Raw genomic sequence first — 17,923 nt, 5'->3', positions numbered from 1 at the left:
ACACGCTGTTTTCAATGAAAAGGAGGAATGTTATGAAACTGATTCATGTTCTCGCCGCCCTGCCCTTTTTCGGAATTCTCGCCGGCATTCCATTTGCCAACCGGGTGACGCCTTATGTTTTCGGAATGCCTTTCATTCTCGCGTATGTCGTCATCTGGGCGGTGCTGACTTCCGTTCTGATGGCCGCCGTTTACAAATTGGACAAAGAAAACAAGGCGGGTGAGGCGGAATGAACGCAGCATTTCCCGTAATGGCCGCCGTGCTCCTGTTTTGTGTGTATCTCGGAATCCGGGCCCGAAAAGGAAAACATATGGACCTTGAACAATGGACAGTGGGCGGACGCGGCTTCGGCACGATGTTTGTCTTTTTATTAATGGCGGGAGAAATATACACGACCTTTACATTCCTCGGCGGAAGCGGATGGGCTTACGGAAAAGGAGGCCCCGCCTTTTATATTATCGCATACGGCTGCCTTGCCTACATTTTGTCATATTGGCTTCTGCCAGCCGTGTGGACTTACGCCAAACAACACAAACTGATGTCGCAATCAGATTTTTTTATTTCAAAATACAACAGCCCGCTCCTCGGCATTCTCGTATCGCTCGTCGGCATCGCATCCCTCATCCCCTATCTCGTCCTGCAGCTGAAAGGGCTCGGATTAATTGTTTCAGCAACGTCATACGGACAGATTCCGCCCTCCGCCGCTGTCTGGATCGGCGCTGTCTCCATCACGATTTATGTGATGATATCAGGAATCCACGGTTCAGCGTGGATATCAGTCGTTAAAGATATCATGATTTTAGGCATCGTCCTGTATTTAGGCATTTATCTGCCCATTCATTACTATGGCGGGTTTACGGAGATGTTCAAACAAATTGACGCCGCAAAACCCGGTTTTCTCACGCTGCCGGAAACCGGACAGAGCGTTTCCTGGTTCAGCTCAACGGTTTTGCTGACCGCCCTCGGCTTTTATATGTGGCCCCATACATTTGCCGCTTCCTATTCGGCGGAGCATCCGCGGGTGTTTCGGAAAAACGCGATCATCATGCCTCTTTATCAGCTCGTCCTGCTGTTTGTCATCTTTACCGGATTTGCGGCGATTCTGCAGGTGCCCGGTTTAAAAGGGGCGGACACGGATCTCGCCTTATTAAAGCTGTCTGTGAAAACCTTTGATCCCTGGTTTGTCGGACTGATCGGATCGGCGGGCATTCTGACGGCGCTTGTACCCGGTTCAATGATATTAATGGCCTCAAGCACGCTGTTCGCCAAAAATGTGTACAAAGCCATTCTGCCCGGCACGACTGACGACAAAGTCTCACGGCTCGCAAAATACGCCGTACCCGTCATCGCGCTGATATCCGTATATTTTACGCTGAAAGGCGGAAATACCATCGTCACCTTGCTTTTAATGGGCTACAGCCTTGTCACCCAGCTTTTCCCCGCCCTCTTATTCAGCCTGCCGAAGCGGCGTTTCATCACAAGCCACGGCGCTTTTGCCGGCATAACGGCCGGGGTCGGAACGGTGGCCTTCATTACGCTGACCGAATCAACCATCGGAACCCTCTTTCCGTTTCTTCCGCAGATCGTTAAAGATATGAATACAGGCATCATCGCACTGGTTCTGAACATTGTCGTCATGTTTGCAGTCAGCGCCGCAGTCAGAAAAAAACAAATCAGCGCAGCCGAAAAGGCGGCTTAAATGGTAAGATAGCGGTAAGATACACGAAAGGGGAAAAACGCATGATCATGACAACGACCGAAACCGTCGCCGGAAAACAGATTACAGAAGTGAAAGGCTTGGTGACAAGCAGTATCGTCCAGTCCCGTCACATCGGAAAAGACTTGCTTGCAGGCTTAAAATCTGTCGTCGGCGGCGAATTAAAAAGCTATACCGAAATGCTGGAAGACTCCAAAAAAGCGGTGAAAGAGCGGCTGATCAGAGAGGCGGAGCAGCTCGGAGCGAACGCCATCGTCGGCCTGCGGTTCGAACTGACCGCAGGACAGAACACATCCGAATTAATCGGATACGGAACCGCCGTCACCGCCGAATCCATTTAAAAAACAAGCCTCTTTAAAGAGGCTTGTTTTTTTATTTCTCACATGCGATATAGTCTTTATCTCGGTCAAGTCTTTTATTTGCATTGTAAAGCGCTTTTGATACATACGGCTTGTACTTTGTTCTGCCGCCCTTGTTTTTCACTTTCGACGATTTGGCCACGCCGCCCTTATACACCTTGTTCAGCGCCTTGCAGTTTTGATACGTTTTTACCTTTGTTTTCGCTTCTGCCGTCTGCCCCGCTCCATATGAACAACCGAACACCAGACCGAAAGACAAAAGCACAGCTGCCGTCTTTTTCATTTCTATCCTATCCCCTTTCCTGAATCATGCTGTATTGCTGAACATATCACAGTTCAAATAATCTCCATTTACAAGATAAATAGGAAAATAGGTTTAATTTACGTCCGCCCGTATATCTTTTATGGAATTTTTCCCAAAACCTTTTATAATATGAATTGATAGCGCTATCTGACTATGATGATAGGAGGAGAAATGATGATGAAAAAAGGGCTTCTTGCGGGTGTTCTCACTTCAGCCGTTCTATTCGGCGCATGTACGGCGGATATTCCGGGGGTGATCAGTCCCAATACGGCGGAAGCGGCGTCCCAGCTCAGCAAAGGAATCGGCGGAAGGGCCTACCTGAACAGCACGGGCTCAGTTCTCGTCACGAAAATTCAGCTTCCAAGCTCGATTCAGGTGTCAAATGGGACAGCCTATATTTACTCAGGGTTTACCGGAGGCACAGAGGCTGATATCGGACTTCAGTACAGTGACACCTATCATGTATGGAAACCGATCATGAAAGTCGGTTCAAAGGGACAAGGCCAGGTCCGGTATCTGGAAGGAGAAAGCCAATTCACCTATACGAAAGGCTTCCGGCCCGGCAGCACCGTACAGCTGACCATTTACAAAAATCTGAACGGCAATACCCGCGCCACATATTGGGGCACAAATAATGACGGATACACCGGCCGCATCATCTCAGAACTCTCCCAAACAAATGTAGGCTCTGTCTCAAAATGGAAAGCGCTCGCCACCGTCGCGGTCACATCAGAGGATCAGCGCCCTTACATCAAATCAAACTTCTCAACAGCCTTTACGAACATCACGATTGACAATAAAGCAGTCACACCTGTGATTGATACACAGGATTTTGCCAAATTGACAGTGTCAGGCAGCAGCGTCAGCATGTCTGTGGTCAAATAAAGAATTTTGAACGCAAGATTTCTGACATCGTGCGTTTCGTGAGGGTCTGCCGGATACGCAAATCCCTTATTTTTCGGATGACGTTTAATAAACAAACTCTGTTACATTCAAAATGTCGATTTCTATATAACAATTAGAGGAACCTCATTTGTTGAGGTTCCCCGTTATTCTCCAACTCACGCACCGGTTAACTTCACATACTGTCAGCCGGCTCAGGGCTGTCCAATTTTAGTTAGAATATAGCTTTAACAGGTCTTGTGCTGGAAAACGATCTGCATCGTTCGCCTCAACAAAATATGCCAACTGCCATTTTTGTGTTTCAATAGCTTGTTTGCTAGTGGGATTTTCCCATTTAGGGTAAACTCTAATTGCCATTTTTCCTTTTGTAGCGGCTGTTTTAAGGATATTTTGCTTTACAAGAACTTCTTTTGGAAAAATGAATTATCCAAAATGATTATTACTGGCAAAAGTATTGATAACCAATAAATCAGCAGCTTTTTTATATGAAAAGGCTTGATTTTTACCATCTCCATCTTTTTCCCAAAAAGCAACAAACTGTCCTATCTTGTCAGGCGTTATTTTTGCGACTCTGAATCGAACTGATTTTGAATGCAGCTGAAACATACCGGCCCCATACTCTGAGTTTTGAGCTTCTTCTTGAATATCATGTATCGTTAAGTGATTTGGTTCATAAAAAATTTTATTTACATGTGTTAACGCCTTATAAAATTCATTCACTGCTTCGTACTCCTTATTTTTTATAGTACGTCATCCATTGCTTCTTGATTAAAATGGGCTGATCATGTGTTTCCAATAAAAAAACAGCCCTCCTCAGGGTTGTTTTTTTAACATTCCTTTCATTATTTCCGCCAAAATGCTGAGCAGTCCGCCTTATCCTGAATATTGAATTGAATCATGCGTTCAAGCAGCTCATAATGCACCGGTTCAGTCCATTGAATTCTGAACAAACGGGAAGTAGCGCTGTAGCCGGCACAGGCAATGTCCTCGGCAAAATGCGCAATTCCAGCTTCTTCGGGGGAAACACTTACATGATGCTTCGCTGCCGCAAAGCCGATAATAAAGGTGCCGTGATTGGTAAACATCGGCGTGTTCCACTTGATCTGCGCTTCTAAGTTCGGAAATTGGTCAGCCGTCCACGACAGGATTTCCTCCATTCGCAGACGATGATCAGGGCTGTCGATACTTGATAAATAGTCTTTGAAAATGTCCATGTCTTCCTCCTTCAACATCACGTCCGCTAGCGCCAAAACCCCGGATTTTCAGCTTTTTCCTTGATGTTAAATTCGATGATCTTCTTAAGCAGATCATAGTGCACCGGATCAGTCCATCGAATTCTGAACAGGCGCGAAGAAGCGCTGTACCCGGCTTGAGCGATGTCATCGGCAAAATGCTCCATCGTCTCTTTTTCAGGTAAAATGCTCAAATGATTTTTTGCCGCGGCAAACATAATGATATAGGTGCCGTGATCGGTAAATGTCGGTTTGTTCCACTTGATCTGCGCTTCTAAATTCGGAAATTGGCCAGCCGTCCACGACAAAATTTCCTCTGCTTTGAGACGGTGATCCGGGTTATCGATTCCTGATACATATTTTGCAAACACATCCATGCCCATCTCTCCTAAAATGAAATATCATTACTCTTTACATCATCATAGCCAACAGACGGACACGATACAACTCTGCCCGGGCATGTAAATCGAAAAAAGCCCTCCCCAAAAGGAGAGGACCCGTCCCTTCACATCACAGCTTTCTCTAATATCTCTCCCCCAGCTCCCGCAAAATAAAGTCGTAGATCATTCTTGTCCGCTCTTCTTTCGGATACAGCATGAATTCCTGCCGCTTCGGGATATGACTGCCCATCCTGTCCTGAAAAGTGGTTCTGAGATAGGCGGTTCTGTAAACCTGATTTTCAAAAGAATGATAGGATACTTCCAGCTCCATCGTTTTGCCGTTTGAGAACGTGACCGCTGTGTCATCAAATGCCGTCGGTTGAAAATCTTTAACGTGCACATGAGATATCCAGCCGCATTGAGGCCTTGCAGAAGAAAGTGTAGGGAATAAAAAGATGTGATTTGAAGGGTCCACCATAATCGGCGGCTTGTGAGAAATTTTAATCGCTTCATATGTTCCCGCTTTTCTCCCGGCATAGCTGGAGCCAAAGTAGCGGCAGCTTCTGTCGATGATGTGAATCGGCTTCATACTGACATACAGAATGCAGTCTTTTTCAATGACCTTAGACCCCATTTTACCGTCTATTTCCTCAGGCAAAACAGCGATGGTTGAACGATTTACTTCATAGCTTTCTAAGGGTGCGTGTGTTTTCTGGCACATAATGTGCAGCCTCCAATCCTTTTCTTGAAAATTTATACTAATAATCTATCATCTGTCATTGGAAAACGACAGGTTTTTTTTGAATATAGCTAAAAATCACCTTTTAAAGATGTAATTTAGTCTTAAATTACTATTTAAATATTATTTTTCTTTTTCATTTCACCTCATTTATACAATGCTAATTTTCGTTTTTTCGTCAATTTGCAGGATATGTCGATATAATTCCAAGTATTAGTTGTCTAAAGATTATAAAAATTAATTGATTTTTCCGGCCGTTATCCATATACTATAAAAAAGGCATTGGGGGGATTCTTTATGAAAGAGAAAAAGTCGTACACTGAGCTCATGAAGTCCCGCAACACGCAAAAAGCAAACGAATTCGATGTGACAATGGCCGATATTTACATTCAAATGGTGCTTGATGAATCCTTGTATAAACGCCGGATCGCCATGCTGACCATGCAGATTAATAAGGCGCTTGATGATAAAAATAAAGAAGCGTTCCTCACGCTTTCAAAAGAATATGCCGCACTCAAACAGAGTGAATAAGCCAATCCATATGGATTGGCTTTTTTTACATTATCCGTTTACGATGGTGCCGCCGTTCACATGAATCGTCTGTCCCGTGACATAGGAAGAATCATCGCTTGCTAAGTACAAATAGCTCGGCGCCACTTCAACAGGCTCTCCCGGGCGCTGCATCGGCACGTCTGAGCCGAAGACTTCCACTTCCTTCGCCGAGAAGCTCGCCGGGATCAGCGGCGTCCAGATCGGCCCCGGAGCCACTGCGTTTACCCTGATGCCCTGAGTGACAAGAGATTGGGAAAGAGATCTTGTAAACGTGACGATCGCCCCTTTTGTCGCTGAATAGTCAATCAATGTTTTGTGGCCTTTATAGGCGGTAATGGAGGCCGTATTAATGATTGAACTTCCTTTTTTCAGGTGAGGGAGCGCGGCTTTCGTTAAGTAAAACATTGAAAAAATATTCGTCTGAAACGTTCTGATGAGCTGGTGGCTCGTGATTTTCTCAATCCCCGGCTGCACGTGCTGCTCACCTGCGTTGTTGACCAGGATGTCAATGGAAGGAAAGGCTTGGCCCGCCTGGCGGATGACATCGTTGCAAAAGGCTTCGTCGCCGACATCCCCTGCGATCAGCAGACACTTCGCCCCCTCTTTTTCTACATATTGCTTCGTCTCTTCGGCATCCTGATGCTCATCAAAGTAAACGATGACCACATTAGCGCCTTCCTTCGCGAATAAAACGGATACGGCGCGGCCGATTCCGCTGTCTCCGCCCGTGATGATCGCCGTTTTCCCTTCAAGTTTTTTCGCCGCTTTCGGTTTGTCAAAAACGGGGCGCGGGTCCATTACATATTCAAAGCCCGGCTGCCGATTTTGATGCTGCGGCGGCAAGGTTTTCTTCTTCTGGTTAGCCATTTTGATCACTCCTTTACATTAATTACTATATTATGAGTAATTTGAGCATCTTATACGAATTTCATGTATGAACAGAGTCTTATTGGAAAAATTAAGAATATACAACAGAGGAGGTAAATCTGAATTGACTACTTTTTCAAACGAGGAACCGGCTTCCTATTGGAAAGCAACAGCTGACATTCCTTCCTTTCCCGCCCTCACTGAAGATACGGAATGTGACGTTGCGGTTATCGGCGGAGGAATTACGGGCCTGACAACGGCATACGAACTGACGAAAAGAGGTTTCCGTGTCGCTGTCATTGAAGCAGACCGGATTTTAAACGGGACGACCGCGGGCACGACCGCAAAAATCACCGCCCAGCATGATTTCATCTATGCCGATCTTATTCAGCAGATCGGCCTGACCAGCGCAAGGCTGTATTTCGAAGCCCATCTCCGCGCCATGGAAGACATGAAGCAGATCATCAAGGACCTTTCGATTGACTGCAGACTGATTGAACAAGACGCATATCTTTACACCAATACAGAATCAGGCGTCAAAAAAATCCGCAGTGAGCAGGAAGCTTATACCAAGCTCGGTATTGAACACGAGCTTGTGAAAGAACTTCCCGTCCCCGTTGATTGCAGGCTCGGTCTCGCCATGAAGAATCAGGCGCAATTCCATCCGCTTTTATATGGTGCGGCGCTCGTTAAAGAGATCGTTAAAAACGGGGCGCGGATTTTTGAACAGACGGCTGCGATCGACATAAAAAAAGAACCGCAGCCGGAAGTGGTCACGAAAAACAGACACGGCATCAAGTGCAGCTATATTGTCTGCTCTTCCCACTTTCCTTTTTATGACGGAGGCGGGCTTTACGCCGCCAGAATGTATGCCAGCAGATCCTACGTACTGGCGGTAAAACCGAAACAAGCGTATCCGGACGGGATGTATCTCAGCATAGACAAGCCGTCCAGATCACTGCGATACACCGATTTGAACGGTGAAAAACTGGTTCTTGTCGGCGGCGAAAGCCACAAAACAGGCCAGGGAAAAGAAATGTCCGAGCATTACGAAGCGCTGAAACAATTTGCGGAAGACACAATCGGAGTTGAAAGCATCCCATATCATTGGTCTGCACAAGACCTTGTCACCATTGACAAAATTCCGTTCATCGGTCCCATCTCGGGCGATGAAGAACATATTTTGGCGGCGACAGGCTTTAAAAAATGGGGCATGACAAGCTCAGCGCTCGCGGCGAAGCTTTTGGCTGATCATATTCAAAACAAAAAGAACCCGTTTTCCGGCCTGTTTATTCCGTCACGCTTCCACGCAGATCCGGGACTGAAAAAACTGATTTCCTATAATGCCGACGTGGCCAAACACCTTATCTCGGGCAAACTTGAGAGGCCGGACGCTTCACCTGAGACTCTTCGGCCCGGGGAGGGAAAAATCGTAACGGTAAACGGCAAACGGGCCGGCGCCTATAAAGATGAAAAAGGCTGTCTGCACCTTGTCGATACGACATGCACCCATTTGGGCTGTGAGGTCGAATGGAATGACGGCGAACGGACGTGGGACTGTCCTTGTCACGGGTCCCGGTTCACACCCGACGGCGGGGTTGTCGAAGGTCCCGCCATCAAGCCGCTGAAGCGCCTCAGCCAAGATTAACTAAACCATTCTGTACGAATGGTTTTATTTTTTTGCATTAAAATATTTTTATCAGATTCCTTCATTCAAGTTCCTTCCATACCGATAAAAAGAAAAAGAGAATATCTGGGGGAACTTATATTGTTATTTAAAAAAGACCGCAAAAAAGAAACAGCTTATTTTTCGGAAGCCGATGGAAAAAAACGCATCGCGCTTTCAAATCAATATGCAGATGTCCAAAAACAGCTGAAAATGGTCAGGCTGGGAAACGAAGAACTTCATGTGCTTGAAGAGCTGCAGCCGTTAATTAAAGAACATATCTCAACAATCGTCGATTCCTTTTACCGAAACCTGGATCACGAAAAATCATTAATGACGATCATTAACGACCACAGCACGGTCGAGCGCCTGAAAAAAACATTACGGCGTCATATCCATGAGATGTTTGCCGGCACGATTGATGATGAATTCATTGAAAAAAGACAGCGCATCGCTTCCATCCATTTGCGGATCGGCCTTGAACCGAAATGGTATATGGGAGCGTTTCAGGATCTGCTTCTGTCGATGATGAACATATATGAAGCAACCATTCCGGATTTGCATGAGCTTTTAAAAGCGATCAAAGCGACGACGAAAATATTGAATCTTGAACAGCAGCTCGTCCTTGAAGCATTCCAGAGCGAATATAACTGCCAGCGTGACGAACAAGAGGAAAAGAAAGCCCGTCTTCATCAAAAAATCCAGGAAACATCCGGATCACTCGCTGATTTGTTTTCAGAAACGAGCAGAGCCGTGCAGGAGCTGGTCGATAAATCCGAGGGCATTTCCGAGGCGTCAAAAGCCGGCACCGTCACTTCCGTACATGTCGAAGAAAAATCAATCGGCGGGAAAAAAGAGCTTGAAAGCCAGCAGCAGCAGATGAATAAAATCGACGCCAGCCTTCTGCAGATTGAAGAAGAAATGGACAAGCTGAATGACATCGCCCAGCAGATCGAAAAAATCTTCGGCATCGTGACGGGGATCGCCGAGCAAACGAATCTCCTGTCACTCAACGCTTCAATAGAATCCGCGAGAGCCGGGGAGCACGGCAAAGGGTTCGCCGTTGTCGCGACGGAGGTAAGAAAGCTTTCAGAGGATACGAAAAAAACCGTTTCCACCGTATCAGAGCTTGTGAACAATACTAATACACAAATCAACATCGTGTCCAAACATATTAAAGATGTAAACGGACTTGTAAGTGAAACGAAAGAAAAAATGGCGCAGATCAACCGTCTGTTTGATGACATCGTCCAAAGCATGAAAACGAGCAAAGACCAGACAGGCAAAATCGACGTTGATTTGCAGGCCTTTCTCGGCGGCCTTCAAGAAGTCAGCCGCGCCGTTTCCCACGTTGCATCATCCGTTGATTCACTTGTTATCCTTACAGAAGAATAAAGACAAACCGACCGGCCTTTTTCATAAAGGGCCGGTCTTTTTAATGTTAACTTAAAATATAATAGAGTTGACATACATAAAGACTCGCTTTATTGTATAAACATATTTTGATAAGCTGGAGGAATACATAATGAAATTGACAGAAATGATGCATATTGCCGTGTTTACCGCCATTATGGGACTTTTGGGGCTGCTCCCGCCGCTTTTCTTATCCTTTACGCCGGTTCCGATTACGCTCCAGACGATCGGTGTACTCTTATCGGGAAGCATCCTAAAACCGAAAGCGGCGTTTTTAAGCCAATTGCTTTTTTTGCTGATTGTGGCATGCGGAGCGCCTCTCCTTTCAGGCGGCAGAGGCGGGTTCGGGGTTTTTTTCGGGCCGAGCGCCGGATATCTTATCGCATATCCGCTGGCGGCATTACTGCTGAGCCTCAGCATCCAAGGCCTTCGCTCAGCTGCTGTCCCCCATTTGTTTATCAGACAGTTCTTGTTCGGCGTGCTGTTTTTGTATGTCATCGGCATTCCCTTTCAGGCTTTTATGATGCACATTGATATCTTAACTGCCGTAAAGCTCAGCCTCATCTATGTGCCCGGAGATCTGCTTAAAGCGGCCGCAGCCTCATTCGCAGCCGTAAGAATCAGAAAAACTCTTCAAGCAAGCCGGCTTTTGCCGACGAAAGGAAGCTGATTTTAGTCATCATGATTACATCATCATATTCAGATACAGCCGGACAAGCGCCGGAACAGATCGCAATTCAGACAGAAACAGAACAGATCACCTATCAAACTTGGAACAGGCTGGTTAACCAAACCGCAAACTGGCTTGGCAGCCTTTCAAGTAAGCCGGAAAACATTGCAATATTACTGCCGAACGGCATCCCTTTTTTACAACTTTTCGCAGGCGCGGCGCATGCCGGCTGCACGGCGGTTCCGTTAGATCCCCGCTCGGCAGCGGCGGAACTCGCGGACCAGCTGCACATCAGCAAAACCGGCCTCGTCATCTGTGACCGCCGGCTGAGCGGCAGACTGGACGGCGTCAAAACGCCTGTCATCCTGTGGGATGAATGCAGGCCTTTGATCGAGGCGGAAAAAACGGAAGGCGCTTTTATCAAAAACGCCGGCCTGCCCTTTTATACCGGATTCACCTCGGGATCGACCGGTAAGCCGAAAGCCTTCACCCGCTCTCACCGTTCGTGGCTGGAGAGCTTTTCTTGTACGAAACGTGAATTCGGCATTTCCCCTGATGACAAAGTGCTGGTACCGGGCACGCTTCGCTCGTCACACTTTTTATACGGCGCCGTCAGCACTTTGTTTATCGGCGGAACCGTCATCCTTCAAAGAAAATTCAATCCGGCCGGAATGAAAGACCGGCTCAGACAAGCTGACGTTCTATATACCGTTCCGACAATGACGGACGCCCTGCTCTCACTAGAGGCGTTTCCGGATACACCGCTCAAGGTGATTTCTTCCGGTGCAGACTGGCCCGCTTCGTCAAAACAAGCGCTGTCAGAGCGCTATCCCCATTTGCGGTTGTACGATTTTTACGGAACGTCCGAGCTGAGTTTCGTGGCGTTCTTATCGCCTGAAGACAGCGCCCGAAAGCCTGACGCGGCGGGCCGCCCGTTTGAAAATGTTACAATCGAAATCCGCCGGCCCGACGGAGAACGCTGCATGCCGGGCGAAACGGGGAAGATTTTTGTGAACAGCCCGATGAAATTTTCCGGATACATCAACGGCGCAAAACCTGATGATTCCGGCTGGATGACGGTTGATGACATGGGATATATTGATCGTGAAGGCTATCTTTATATCAAAGGACGTGAAAACGGGATGATCGTATCAGGCGGCCTGAATGTATTCCCTGAAGAGATAGAACGTGTGCTCAACCGCTGTCCGGGCGTCAGAAAAGCGGCCGTCATCGGCATTCCTGATGATTATTGGGGCAGCATCGCCGTTGCGGTGATCGACGGAGATGCAAATGTAAAGGAACTGAAGAAACAGTGCCGCGAGCAGCTGGCGGCATATAAAATCCCGAAGAAATGGCTGTTTTCAGAAATACCGGAAACAGCCGGCGGAAAGATCGCCCGTGCCGCCGTACAAAAGCAGGCAAAGGACATGATGGAATGGAAGCTGTAATTACGGATGCGAAACGGACAATTTTCGCCCGGGAAAACGGCCTGTTAAAAGACTGTCTCCCAGAAGATTTGGCAGCTCCGCTGATCCGCCATTTGAGCCGGAACATGCCCGAAGACATTGATGAAGTCCTGATCGGAAACGCGACGGGCCGCGGCGGGAATCTCGCCCGGCTGTCAGCCTTGGCCGCCGGACTTCCTTTGAGCGTGTCCGGTACGACCATCGACAGGCAGTGCGGCTCCGGACTGGACGCCGTGAGGGTCGCGTGCCACTTTGTTAAAGCCGGTGCGGGGAGCACATACATCGCGGGAGGAGCGGAGAGCAGCAGCCGTTCCCCTTTCTCATCCCGGGCGCGCTTTTCTCCTGAACACATCGGCGATCCTGATATGGGCATAGCAGCAGAGTATACGGCACAGGCTTACGGCGTAACGAGAAAGATGCAGGACGAATATGCCCTTCTCAGCTATGAACGGAGCGTCAAAGCGCACGAAGACGGCTTGTACCGCCCGGAAATTCTTCCCTGTCACGGATTCGCCGCTGACGAAAACATGCTGAAAAAGCGGAACATGGAGCCTCTCATCTCCCGTGCCAAGCCCGTCTTTCAGTCCGGAGGCTCTGTCACCGCCGCCAACAGCTGCGGAATTTCTGACGGGGCGGCGGCAGTTTGTGTGATGGAAGAACAAAAAGCGCGGTCTCTCGGTTTAAAGCCGGGATTGCGTTTTATCGGAAGCGCGGTAAGCGGCGTCCATCCGCATTATCCGTCAGCAGCTCCGGTTTATGCCGTCAAAAAACTTTTGAAGGAACGGGACCTGTCACCGGATGATATTGATATATACGAAATCAACGAGGCGTTTGCCGTCAAAATATGCGTTTTTTCACAGCAGCTTCGAGTGCCGTATTCTAAAATAAATGTCAGGGGCGGCGCTCTGGCCGTCGGGCATCCGTACGGGGCTTCCGGAGCGGCGCTTGTCACCCGGCTTTTTTATGAAGCAAAAAGACGCCCGGATGCCCGCTACGCAGCAGCAGCGATCGGCAGCGGAGGCGGAGTCGGACTGGCGCTTCTCTTTGAAGTGTTAACGTAACGGCAGTATAATAGATGATATCGATAAAAAATGATCGGAGTGGAGACTTTATGACTGCCGTTTGTTTAGTAAGACATGGAGAGACTGATTGGAATGCCCAAAAGAAGCTTCAAGGCAAATCGGATATTCCGTTAAATGCGACGGGAGAGCGTCAGGCGAAAGAAACAGGAGAGTACTTAAAGGGGTCCGAATGGGATGTCATCGTCTCAAGCCCGATGAAACGGGCCAGAAAAACAGCTGACATTATTAACGGGTTTTTGAATCTTCCCATTGTGGTCATGGAAGATTTCAGAGAACGGAGCTACGGTGATGCGGAAGGAATGTCTTTACCGGAACGGTCGAAGCGCTACCCGGATAAAAACTACCCGAACATGGAGACAGCAGAAGAGCTGACAGACAGAATGCTTGCCGGTTTAGTGAAAGTTCAGGAGCGGTTTCCTGATCAAAAAGTACTGATCGTCGCTCACGGCGCAGCCATTCACGCCCTCTTGTCGGCCATTTCTGACGGTGATACCGACATCCAAAACGCAAAGCTTGTCAATGCGTGCCTAAGCAATATCGAACGAATTGAAAATAAATGGCGCGTCAAAGATTACAATGTAAGCAGCCACCTATCAGAATCATAACAAAAAGGCCCGAATTCAGTTTTGGGCCTTTTTGGCGAGCATTTTTTTCTGAAGATCATGTAATATGGCGTCCGCCCCGTCAATGCTCCGGCGCTCCGTCCATACCGCCCTGTCCGCGCGGTAAACGTGTCCGTTTTTTACGGCTGTCAGCTGTTTCCAGAGGTGATTTTTTTCGAGTTCTTTCTCACCGTCCAACAGTACGATGTAATCAGGATCGATATGCAAAAGCTGCCCGGGCGTCATCTTGATAGAGTCTGATTTCCCGCCGGAATCCGTCTGGACCGCATAGGTAAACCCTGCGAGCGTCAAAAGCCGGGACGTAAAAAACTGATCATCCTTTACGGAAATGCTGTCATTTGCAGCGTCAATTAATAAAATCGTGCCGCCTTCTGCATCCAGCTTTCTTTTGATGTCATTCAGCTTTTCTTCCTGAGCCGACAATTGTTTCTCTATGATGCCATCTTTACCGACCGCCTTTTCAATAGTAAGGGCAGCGTCAACCGCATCCTGATAATCCGCAGCTTCATTTTTTAAAGCGATTGTCGGAGCGATCTTTGTCAGTTTTCGGTATATCCCCCTGTGAAGGCTTGAGTCTGCAATGATGAGATCGGGCTTTAACGAAGTGATCTTTTTCAAATCGGGATGTGACGGGGGCCCGACGGACGGACTGCCGTCGTTTCGCTCTGTCCGATTATCCGCCGCAGCCACAGGCTTTATGCCGAGATCATGGAGAATATCATTAAAGCCCGGATTCAACACGGCAACGCGCTGCGGGTGCGCAGCCACATGCGCCGTCCCCAGATCGTGCCTGACGGCGGTTTCATGTTCCTGTTCTGAGCATGCCGTTATGAAGAGAACGGATAAGATCATCAGCATACTGAAAATTGGTTTCATCTGTTCCCCCTCTTTCGTTTTTCCGCAATTATATCATTGACAATATAAGTATCAATGATATTCATTATCATTATTTTTATAAAATGGTTTCACAGCTTTTCTCCGTCAAGAAAGCCGAAGACTGATTCATGCCGCCCGCTTTATTTCATTCCGCTTTCGTTTCCATCAGACTTCTGCATTCAACAAAAGGTGACATTTATCCTGTTTTTGCCGCAGCTTCCAAAAATGGAATCAAACCGTTCGACCCAGCAAACAAGAGAGCGATTGCGGCTGTGTACAAATACTCATGTCCTTCCATCGGTTTTTTCCATTAAAATTTAAATATTTCGGGTTCCTATTAAACGAAAGAGAGATGATATACCTAAATAGAAATAAAACAAATTGAAAAAAATTGGGTCTACTAAAATATTATTCCATGCTATACAATTAATCCACAGAATAATCTGTCTATTGGTTGTTCTGCAAATGAAAAAAAGGAGAGGATAAAGAGTGAGAGGCAAAAAGGTATGGATCAGTTTGCTGTTTGCTTTAGCGTTAATCTTTACGATGGCGTTCGGCAGCACGTCTCCTGCCCAGGCGGCAGGGAAATCAAACGGGGAAAAGAAATACATTGTCGGATTTAAACAGACAATGAGCACGATGAGCGCCGCTAAGAAAAAAGATGTCATTTCTGAAAAAGGCGGGAAAGTGCAAAAGCAATTCAAATATGTAGACGCAGCTTCAGCTACATTAAATGAAAAAGCTGTAAAAGAGCTGAAAAAAGACCCAAGCGTTGCTTACGTTGAAGAAGATCACGTTGCAAAAGCGTACGCGCAGTCCGTGCCTTACGGCGTATCACAAATTAAAGCCCCTGCTCTGCACTCTCAAGGCTTCACCGGATCAAATGTGAAAGTAGCGGTTATCGACAGCGGTATCGATTCTTCTCATCCTGATTTAAAAGTAGCAGGCGGAGCCAGCATGGTTCCTTCTGAAACAAATCCTTTCCAAGACTACAACTCTCACGGAACTCACGTTGCCGGTACAGTTGCGGCTCTTAATAACTCAGTCGGTGTATTAGGCGTTGCGCCAAGCGCATCTCTTTACGCTGTAAAAGTTCTCGGCGCTGACGGTTCCGGCCAGTACAGCTGGATCATTAACGGAATTGAGTGGGCGATCGCAAACAATATGGACGTTATTAACATGAGCCTCGGCGGACCTTCTGGTTCTGCAGCGTTAAAAGCGGCAGTTGACAAAGCCGTTGCTTCCGGCGTCGTAGTCGTAGCGGCAGCCGGTAACGAAGGCACTTCCGGCGGCTCAAGCACAGTGGGCTACCCTGGTAAATACCCTTCTGTCATTGCGGTAGGCGCTGTTAACAGCAGCAACCAAAGAGCATCTTTCTCAAGCGTAGGTTCTGAGCTTGATGTCATGGCACCAGGCGTCTCTATCCAAAGCACGCTTCCTGGAAACAAATACGGCGCGTACAATGGTACGTCAATGGCATCTCCGCACGTTGCCGGAGCGGCTGCTTTGATTCTTTCTAAGCACCCGAACTGGACAAACACTCAAGTCCGCAGCAGTTTAGAAAACACCACTACAAAACTTGGTGATGCTTTCTACTACGGAAAAGGGCTGATCAACGTACAGGCGGCAGCTCAGTAAAACATAAAAAAACCGGCGTCGGCCATGGCCCCGCCGGTTTTTTTTATTATTTTTCTTCCTCCGCATGTTCAATCCGCTCCATGATCGACGGGTGGCTCCCTCTGAAAATTTTGACGAGAAACGGCGGGTTGACCCGGCTCAGTCCCGTATCGGCCAAGTCCTGAAACGTCTCAATCGCCGCTTCCCGGTTTCCGGTCAGCTCAATGCCGTAGCGGTCGGCGGCGTTTTCCTGATACCGGGAGACGGCATTCGTAATCGGATCAGAAGCAAAACTGAGAACGGATATGAGCAGCAATAACAGCGGGAGGGCGGCCAGATCTTCAGGCCCCTTTATATGAAGCATTCGGCCGAAGAATTTGGACAGCCGCTTATAAAGCTTGTCAATGATATAGAACCCGGCTAATGACAGCAGGAGATACCCGGCCAGTCCGATGTACACGTGCTTCATCACATAGTGCCCCATCTCATGCCCCATAATGAACAAAATTTCCCGATCCTTCAGTTTGTTAAGCGTCGTATCCCACAAAACGATTCGCTTATTCGAACCGATTCCCGTCACATACGCATTCAGCGCATTCGTTTTCTCCGACATATTTACTTCATAAACATGGCTGGCCGGAATATCGGCCTTGTCGGCAAGCGACAAGATTTTGCTTTCCAGCTCCTTGTCTTTCAGCGGATAGAAATCATTGTATAAAGGATCAATCACGACCGGCTGCAGGAAAAACAAAAACAGGGTAAACGGCACAGTAAGACACCAAGCGTAAAACCACCATTTTTTTGTATGCTTTGTGATCAGCCAGTAAAACACAAGAACACACACGGCAAACAGCGGAAAACTGATCCAGAAATCAATGACATGGTCTCTTATCCAGCTTGCTGCTGTCTGCGTCGAAATATGATACGCAAGCGAAACCCGATATCCGATCCATTCAAGCGGAAGCGAAGCCGCCGTAACGATGAGTGAAATCACAAATACGAAGCTTACGATTTGCAGCACCCGAAAGCGCACCGCTGCTTCCAGCCAATGCTTTATTTTCTTGGCAAGCCCCGTAATGAGCAGCAGAAAAAATAAAAACCAATCTAACGGCGCACCGATGAAAAATAAAAAATCCTTTACATTTGAAAAGTTTTCAGCGGCTTCCAGGCGGCCCGGGTCCATAAACGAGGACGGATCGGCTTTCGTTCCCTTTACGGCCTCCGGGACGGCGGAGTCGCCTGTCATAAAGAAATACCAATAGAAAAAAAGGCCGTACAGCACATAGGCAAGTCCCGCTGCCGCTATCCATTTGCGCATGGAAGTCTCCCTCCTTAGCCTTATGACTTACTCCTATTGTAAGCATAAATGCAAATAAATAGAACCAAGCCTCCGAAACGGATGTTAATCTTTTCACAACAGAAAAGAATGGAACAACAGGAAGCGGGAAAGACTAAAA

19 protein-coding genes and 1 pseudogene are annotated in these 17,923 nt (G+C 47.6%); 12 read left to right on the top strand and 8 right to left on the bottom strand.

Annotated elements, in window-relative coordinates; genetic code table 11:
- Positions 1 to 32 precede the first annotated feature (32 nt).
- Genes NYE42_RS05315 through NYE42_RS05305 form a run of 3 tightly spaced genes read left to right on the top strand, consistent with a single transcriptional unit; the run spans position 33 to position 2,058 of the window.
- Positions 33 to 233 (top strand): DUF3311 domain-containing protein, encoded by a 201-nt coding sequence (locus tag NYE42_RS05315; protein WP_007409181.1) that lies wholly within the window; start codon positions 33 to 35, stop codon positions 231 to 233.
- Positions 230 to 1,699: a sodium:solute symporter gene (locus tag NYE42_RS05310; RefSeq protein ID WP_039252077.1), complete on the top strand. Its 1,470-nt coding sequence runs from the start codon at positions 230 to 232 to the stop codon at positions 1,697 to 1,699. Before NYE42_RS05315 ends, NYE42_RS05310 begins: the two co-directional genes overlap by 4 nt.
- 41 nt (positions 1,700 to 1,740) lie before the next feature.
- Complete coding sequence (locus NYE42_RS05305; protein WP_003155166.1) at positions 1,741 to 2,058, top strand: YbjQ family protein; 318 nt, start codon at positions 1,741 to 1,743, stop codon at positions 2,056 to 2,058.
- Positions 2,059 to 2,089: 31 nt separating this feature from the next.
- Here NYE42_RS05305 and NYE42_RS05300 read toward each other — a convergent pair whose 3' ends face one another.
- Positions 2,090 to 2,359, bottom strand: a complete 270-nt coding sequence (locus NYE42_RS05300; protein WP_003155168.1) for an excalibur calcium-binding domain-containing protein — start codon at positions 2,357 to 2,359, stop codon at positions 2,090 to 2,092.
- 195 nt (positions 2,360 to 2,554) lie between these two features.
- On the opposite strand from NYE42_RS05300, the gene NYE42_RS05295 reads away from it, so the two are divergent.
- Complete coding sequence (locus NYE42_RS05295; protein ID WP_039252080.1) at positions 2,555 to 3,265, top strand: YrpD family protein; 711 nt, start codon at positions 2,555 to 2,557, stop codon at positions 3,263 to 3,265.
- A 228-nt stretch (positions 3,266 to 3,493) separates the two neighbouring features.
- Here NYE42_RS05295 and NYE42_RS05290 read toward each other — a convergent pair.
- The 4 genes and pseudogenes from NYE42_RS05290 to NYE42_RS05275 all read right to left on the bottom strand — a co-directional run bounded on the left by NYE42_RS05290 (position 3,494) and on the right by NYE42_RS05275 (position 5,616).
- Positions 3,494 to 4,003 (bottom strand): annotated as a pseudogene (locus NYE42_RS05290) (MepB family protein).
- 122 nt (positions 4,004 to 4,125) lie between these two features.
- Positions 4,126 to 4,497, bottom strand: coding sequence for an iron chaperone (locus NYE42_RS05285; protein ID WP_144664069.1), 372 nt, complete (start codon positions 4,495 to 4,497; stop codon positions 4,126 to 4,128).
- Between the two features lie 26 nt (positions 4,498 to 4,523).
- Positions 4,524 to 4,892 carry an iron chaperone gene (locus NYE42_RS05280; protein WP_012117235.1) on the bottom strand — a complete coding sequence of 123 codons (369 nt, stop codon included), beginning with the start codon at positions 4,890 to 4,892 and terminating at the stop codon, positions 4,524 to 4,526.
- Positions 4,893 to 5,037: 145 nt separating this feature from the next.
- Entirely contained in the window at positions 5,038 to 5,616 is a 579-nt protein-coding gene (locus tag NYE42_RS05275; protein WP_003155179.1) for a competence protein ComK, read from the bottom strand.
- Between the two features lie 315 nt (positions 5,617 to 5,931).
- Here NYE42_RS05275 and NYE42_RS05270 point away from each other — a divergent pair, with 315 nt between their 5' ends.
- Complete coding sequence (locus NYE42_RS05270) at positions 5,932 to 6,165, top strand: IDEAL domain-containing protein (RefSeq protein WP_007610478.1); 234 nt, start codon at positions 5,932 to 5,934, stop codon at positions 6,163 to 6,165.
- A gap of 30 nt (positions 6,166 to 6,195) precedes the next feature.
- Here the strand turns inward: NYE42_RS05270 and NYE42_RS05265 are convergent, their stop codons facing one another.
- Complete coding sequence (locus NYE42_RS05265) at positions 6,196 to 7,053, bottom strand: SDR family oxidoreductase (protein WP_007610477.1); 858 nt, start codon at positions 7,051 to 7,053, stop codon at positions 6,196 to 6,198.
- Positions 7,054 to 7,177: 124 nt separating this feature from the next.
- Between NYE42_RS05265 and NYE42_RS05260 the strand changes: the two genes are divergently transcribed.
- The 6 genes from NYE42_RS05260 to NYE42_RS05235 all read left to right on the top strand — a co-directional run bounded on the left by NYE42_RS05260 (position 7,178) and on the right by NYE42_RS05235 (position 13,955).
- Positions 7,178 to 8,701, top strand: coding sequence for an FAD-dependent oxidoreductase (locus NYE42_RS05260; protein WP_039252087.1), 1,524 nt, complete (start codon positions 7,178 to 7,180; stop codon positions 8,699 to 8,701).
- Between the two features lie 120 nt (positions 8,702 to 8,821).
- Positions 8,822 to 10,114, top strand: coding sequence for a globin-coupled sensor protein (locus NYE42_RS05255; protein ID WP_007409192.1), 1,293 nt, complete (start codon positions 8,822 to 8,824; stop codon positions 10,112 to 10,114).
- 130 nt (positions 10,115 to 10,244) lie between these two features.
- Positions 10,245 to 10,802 carry a biotin transporter BioY gene (locus NYE42_RS05250; RefSeq protein WP_332274689.1) on the top strand — a complete coding sequence of 186 codons (558 nt, stop codon included), beginning with the start codon at positions 10,245 to 10,247 and terminating at the stop codon, positions 10,800 to 10,802.
- Positions 10,803 to 10,813: 11 nt separating this feature from the next.
- Positions 10,814 to 12,250 (top strand): acyl-CoA synthetase, encoded by a 1,437-nt coding sequence (locus NYE42_RS05245; protein ID WP_352426810.1) that lies wholly within the window; start codon positions 10,814 to 10,816, stop codon positions 12,248 to 12,250.
- The gene (locus tag NYE42_RS05240) at positions 12,238 to 13,329 is read left to right on the top strand and encodes an acetyl-CoA C-acyltransferase (protein ID WP_032871120.1); all 1,092 of its coding nucleotides are present in this window, start codon (positions 12,238 to 12,240) and stop codon (positions 13,327 to 13,329) included. The genes NYE42_RS05245 and NYE42_RS05240 overlap by 13 nt, the downstream gene beginning before the upstream one ends.
- Before the next feature lie 50 nt (positions 13,330 to 13,379).
- A complete protein-coding gene (locus tag NYE42_RS05235) occupies positions 13,380 to 13,955 on the top strand; it encodes a histidine phosphatase family protein (RefSeq protein ID WP_039252097.1) in 576 nt (191 codons plus the stop codon).
- Between the two features lie 15 nt (positions 13,956 to 13,970).
- Here the strand turns inward: NYE42_RS05235 and NYE42_RS05230 are convergent, their stop codons facing one another.
- The gene (locus NYE42_RS05230) at positions 13,971 to 14,849 is read right to left on the bottom strand and encodes an ABC transporter substrate-binding protein (RefSeq protein ID WP_039252099.1); all 879 of its coding nucleotides are present in this window, start codon (positions 14,847 to 14,849) and stop codon (positions 13,971 to 13,973) included.
- 489 nt (positions 14,850 to 15,338) lie between these two features.
- On the opposite strand from NYE42_RS05230, the gene NYE42_RS05225 reads away from it, so the two are divergent.
- Entirely contained in the window at positions 15,339 to 16,487 is a 1,149-nt protein-coding gene (locus NYE42_RS05225; RefSeq protein ID WP_007409199.1) for a S8 family peptidase, read from the top strand.
- 46 nt (positions 16,488 to 16,533) lie between these two features.
- Here NYE42_RS05225 and NYE42_RS05220 read toward each other — a convergent pair whose 3' ends face one another.
- A complete protein-coding gene (locus NYE42_RS05220) occupies positions 16,534 to 17,784 on the bottom strand; it encodes a M48 family metallopeptidase (protein WP_053104193.1) in 1,251 nt (416 codons plus the stop codon).
- Between the last annotated feature and the right edge of the window lie 139 nt (positions 17,785 to 17,923).

Origin of the sequence: Bacillus sp. FSL K6-2865 (assembly GCF_040311405.1) — a bacterium.
GTDB lineage: Bacteria > Bacillota > Bacilli > Bacillales > Bacillaceae > Bacillus > Bacillus velezensis.
Note: the sequence above shows the minus strand (reverse complement) of the source record. Positions and strands in the feature narration are given on the sequence as shown.

Coding starts and splice junctions, on each gene's coding strand:
- NYE42_RS05315 (WP_007409181.1), top strand. CDS start 33: ATGAAACTGATTCATGTTCTCGCCGCCCTGCCCTTTTTCGGAATTCTC.
- NYE42_RS05310 (WP_039252077.1), top strand. CDS start 230: ATGAACGCAGCATTTCCCGTAATGGCCGCCGTGCTCCTGTTTTGTGTG.
- NYE42_RS05305 (WP_003155166.1), top strand. CDS start 1,741: ATGATCATGACAACGACCGAAACCGTCGCCGGAAAACAGATTACAGAA.
- NYE42_RS05300 (WP_003155168.1), bottom strand. CDS start 2,359: ATGAAAAAGACGGCAGCTGTGCTTTTGTCTTTCGGTCTGGTGTTCGGT.
- NYE42_RS05295 (WP_039252080.1), top strand. CDS start 2,555: ATGATGAAAAAAGGGCTTCTTGCGGGTGTTCTCACTTCAGCCGTTCTA.
- NYE42_RS05285 (WP_144664069.1), bottom strand. CDS start 4,497: ATGGACATTTTCAAAGACTATTTATCAAGTATCGACAGCCCTGATCAT.
- NYE42_RS05280 (WP_012117235.1), bottom strand. CDS start 4,892: ATGGATGTGTTTGCAAAATATGTATCAGGAATCGATAACCCGGATCAC.
- NYE42_RS05275 (WP_003155179.1), bottom strand. CDS start 5,616: ATGTGCCAGAAAACACACGCACCCTTAGAAAGCTATGAAGTAAATCGT.
- NYE42_RS05270 (WP_007610478.1), top strand. CDS start 5,932: ATGAAAGAGAAAAAGTCGTACACTGAGCTCATGAAGTCCCGCAACACG.
- NYE42_RS05265 (WP_007610477.1), bottom strand. CDS start 7,053: ATGGCTAACCAGAAGAAGAAAACCTTGCCGCCGCAGCATCAAAATCGG.
- NYE42_RS05250 (WP_332274689.1), top strand. CDS start 10,245: ATGAAATTGACAGAAATGATGCATATTGCCGTGTTTACCGCCATTATG.
- NYE42_RS05245 (WP_352426810.1), top strand. CDS start 10,814: ATGATTACATCATCATATTCAGATACAGCCGGACAAGCGCCGGAACAG.
- NYE42_RS05240 (WP_032871120.1), top strand. CDS start 12,238: ATGGAAGCTGTAATTACGGATGCGAAACGGACAATTTTCGCCCGGGAA.
- NYE42_RS05235 (WP_039252097.1), top strand. CDS start 13,380: ATGACTGCCGTTTGTTTAGTAAGACATGGAGAGACTGATTGGAATGCC.
- NYE42_RS05230 (WP_039252099.1), bottom strand. CDS start 14,849: ATGAAACCAATTTTCAGTATGCTGATGATCTTATCCGTTCTCTTCATA.
- NYE42_RS05220 (WP_053104193.1), bottom strand. CDS start 17,784: ATGCGCAAATGGATAGCGGCAGCGGGACTTGCCTATGTGCTGTACGGC.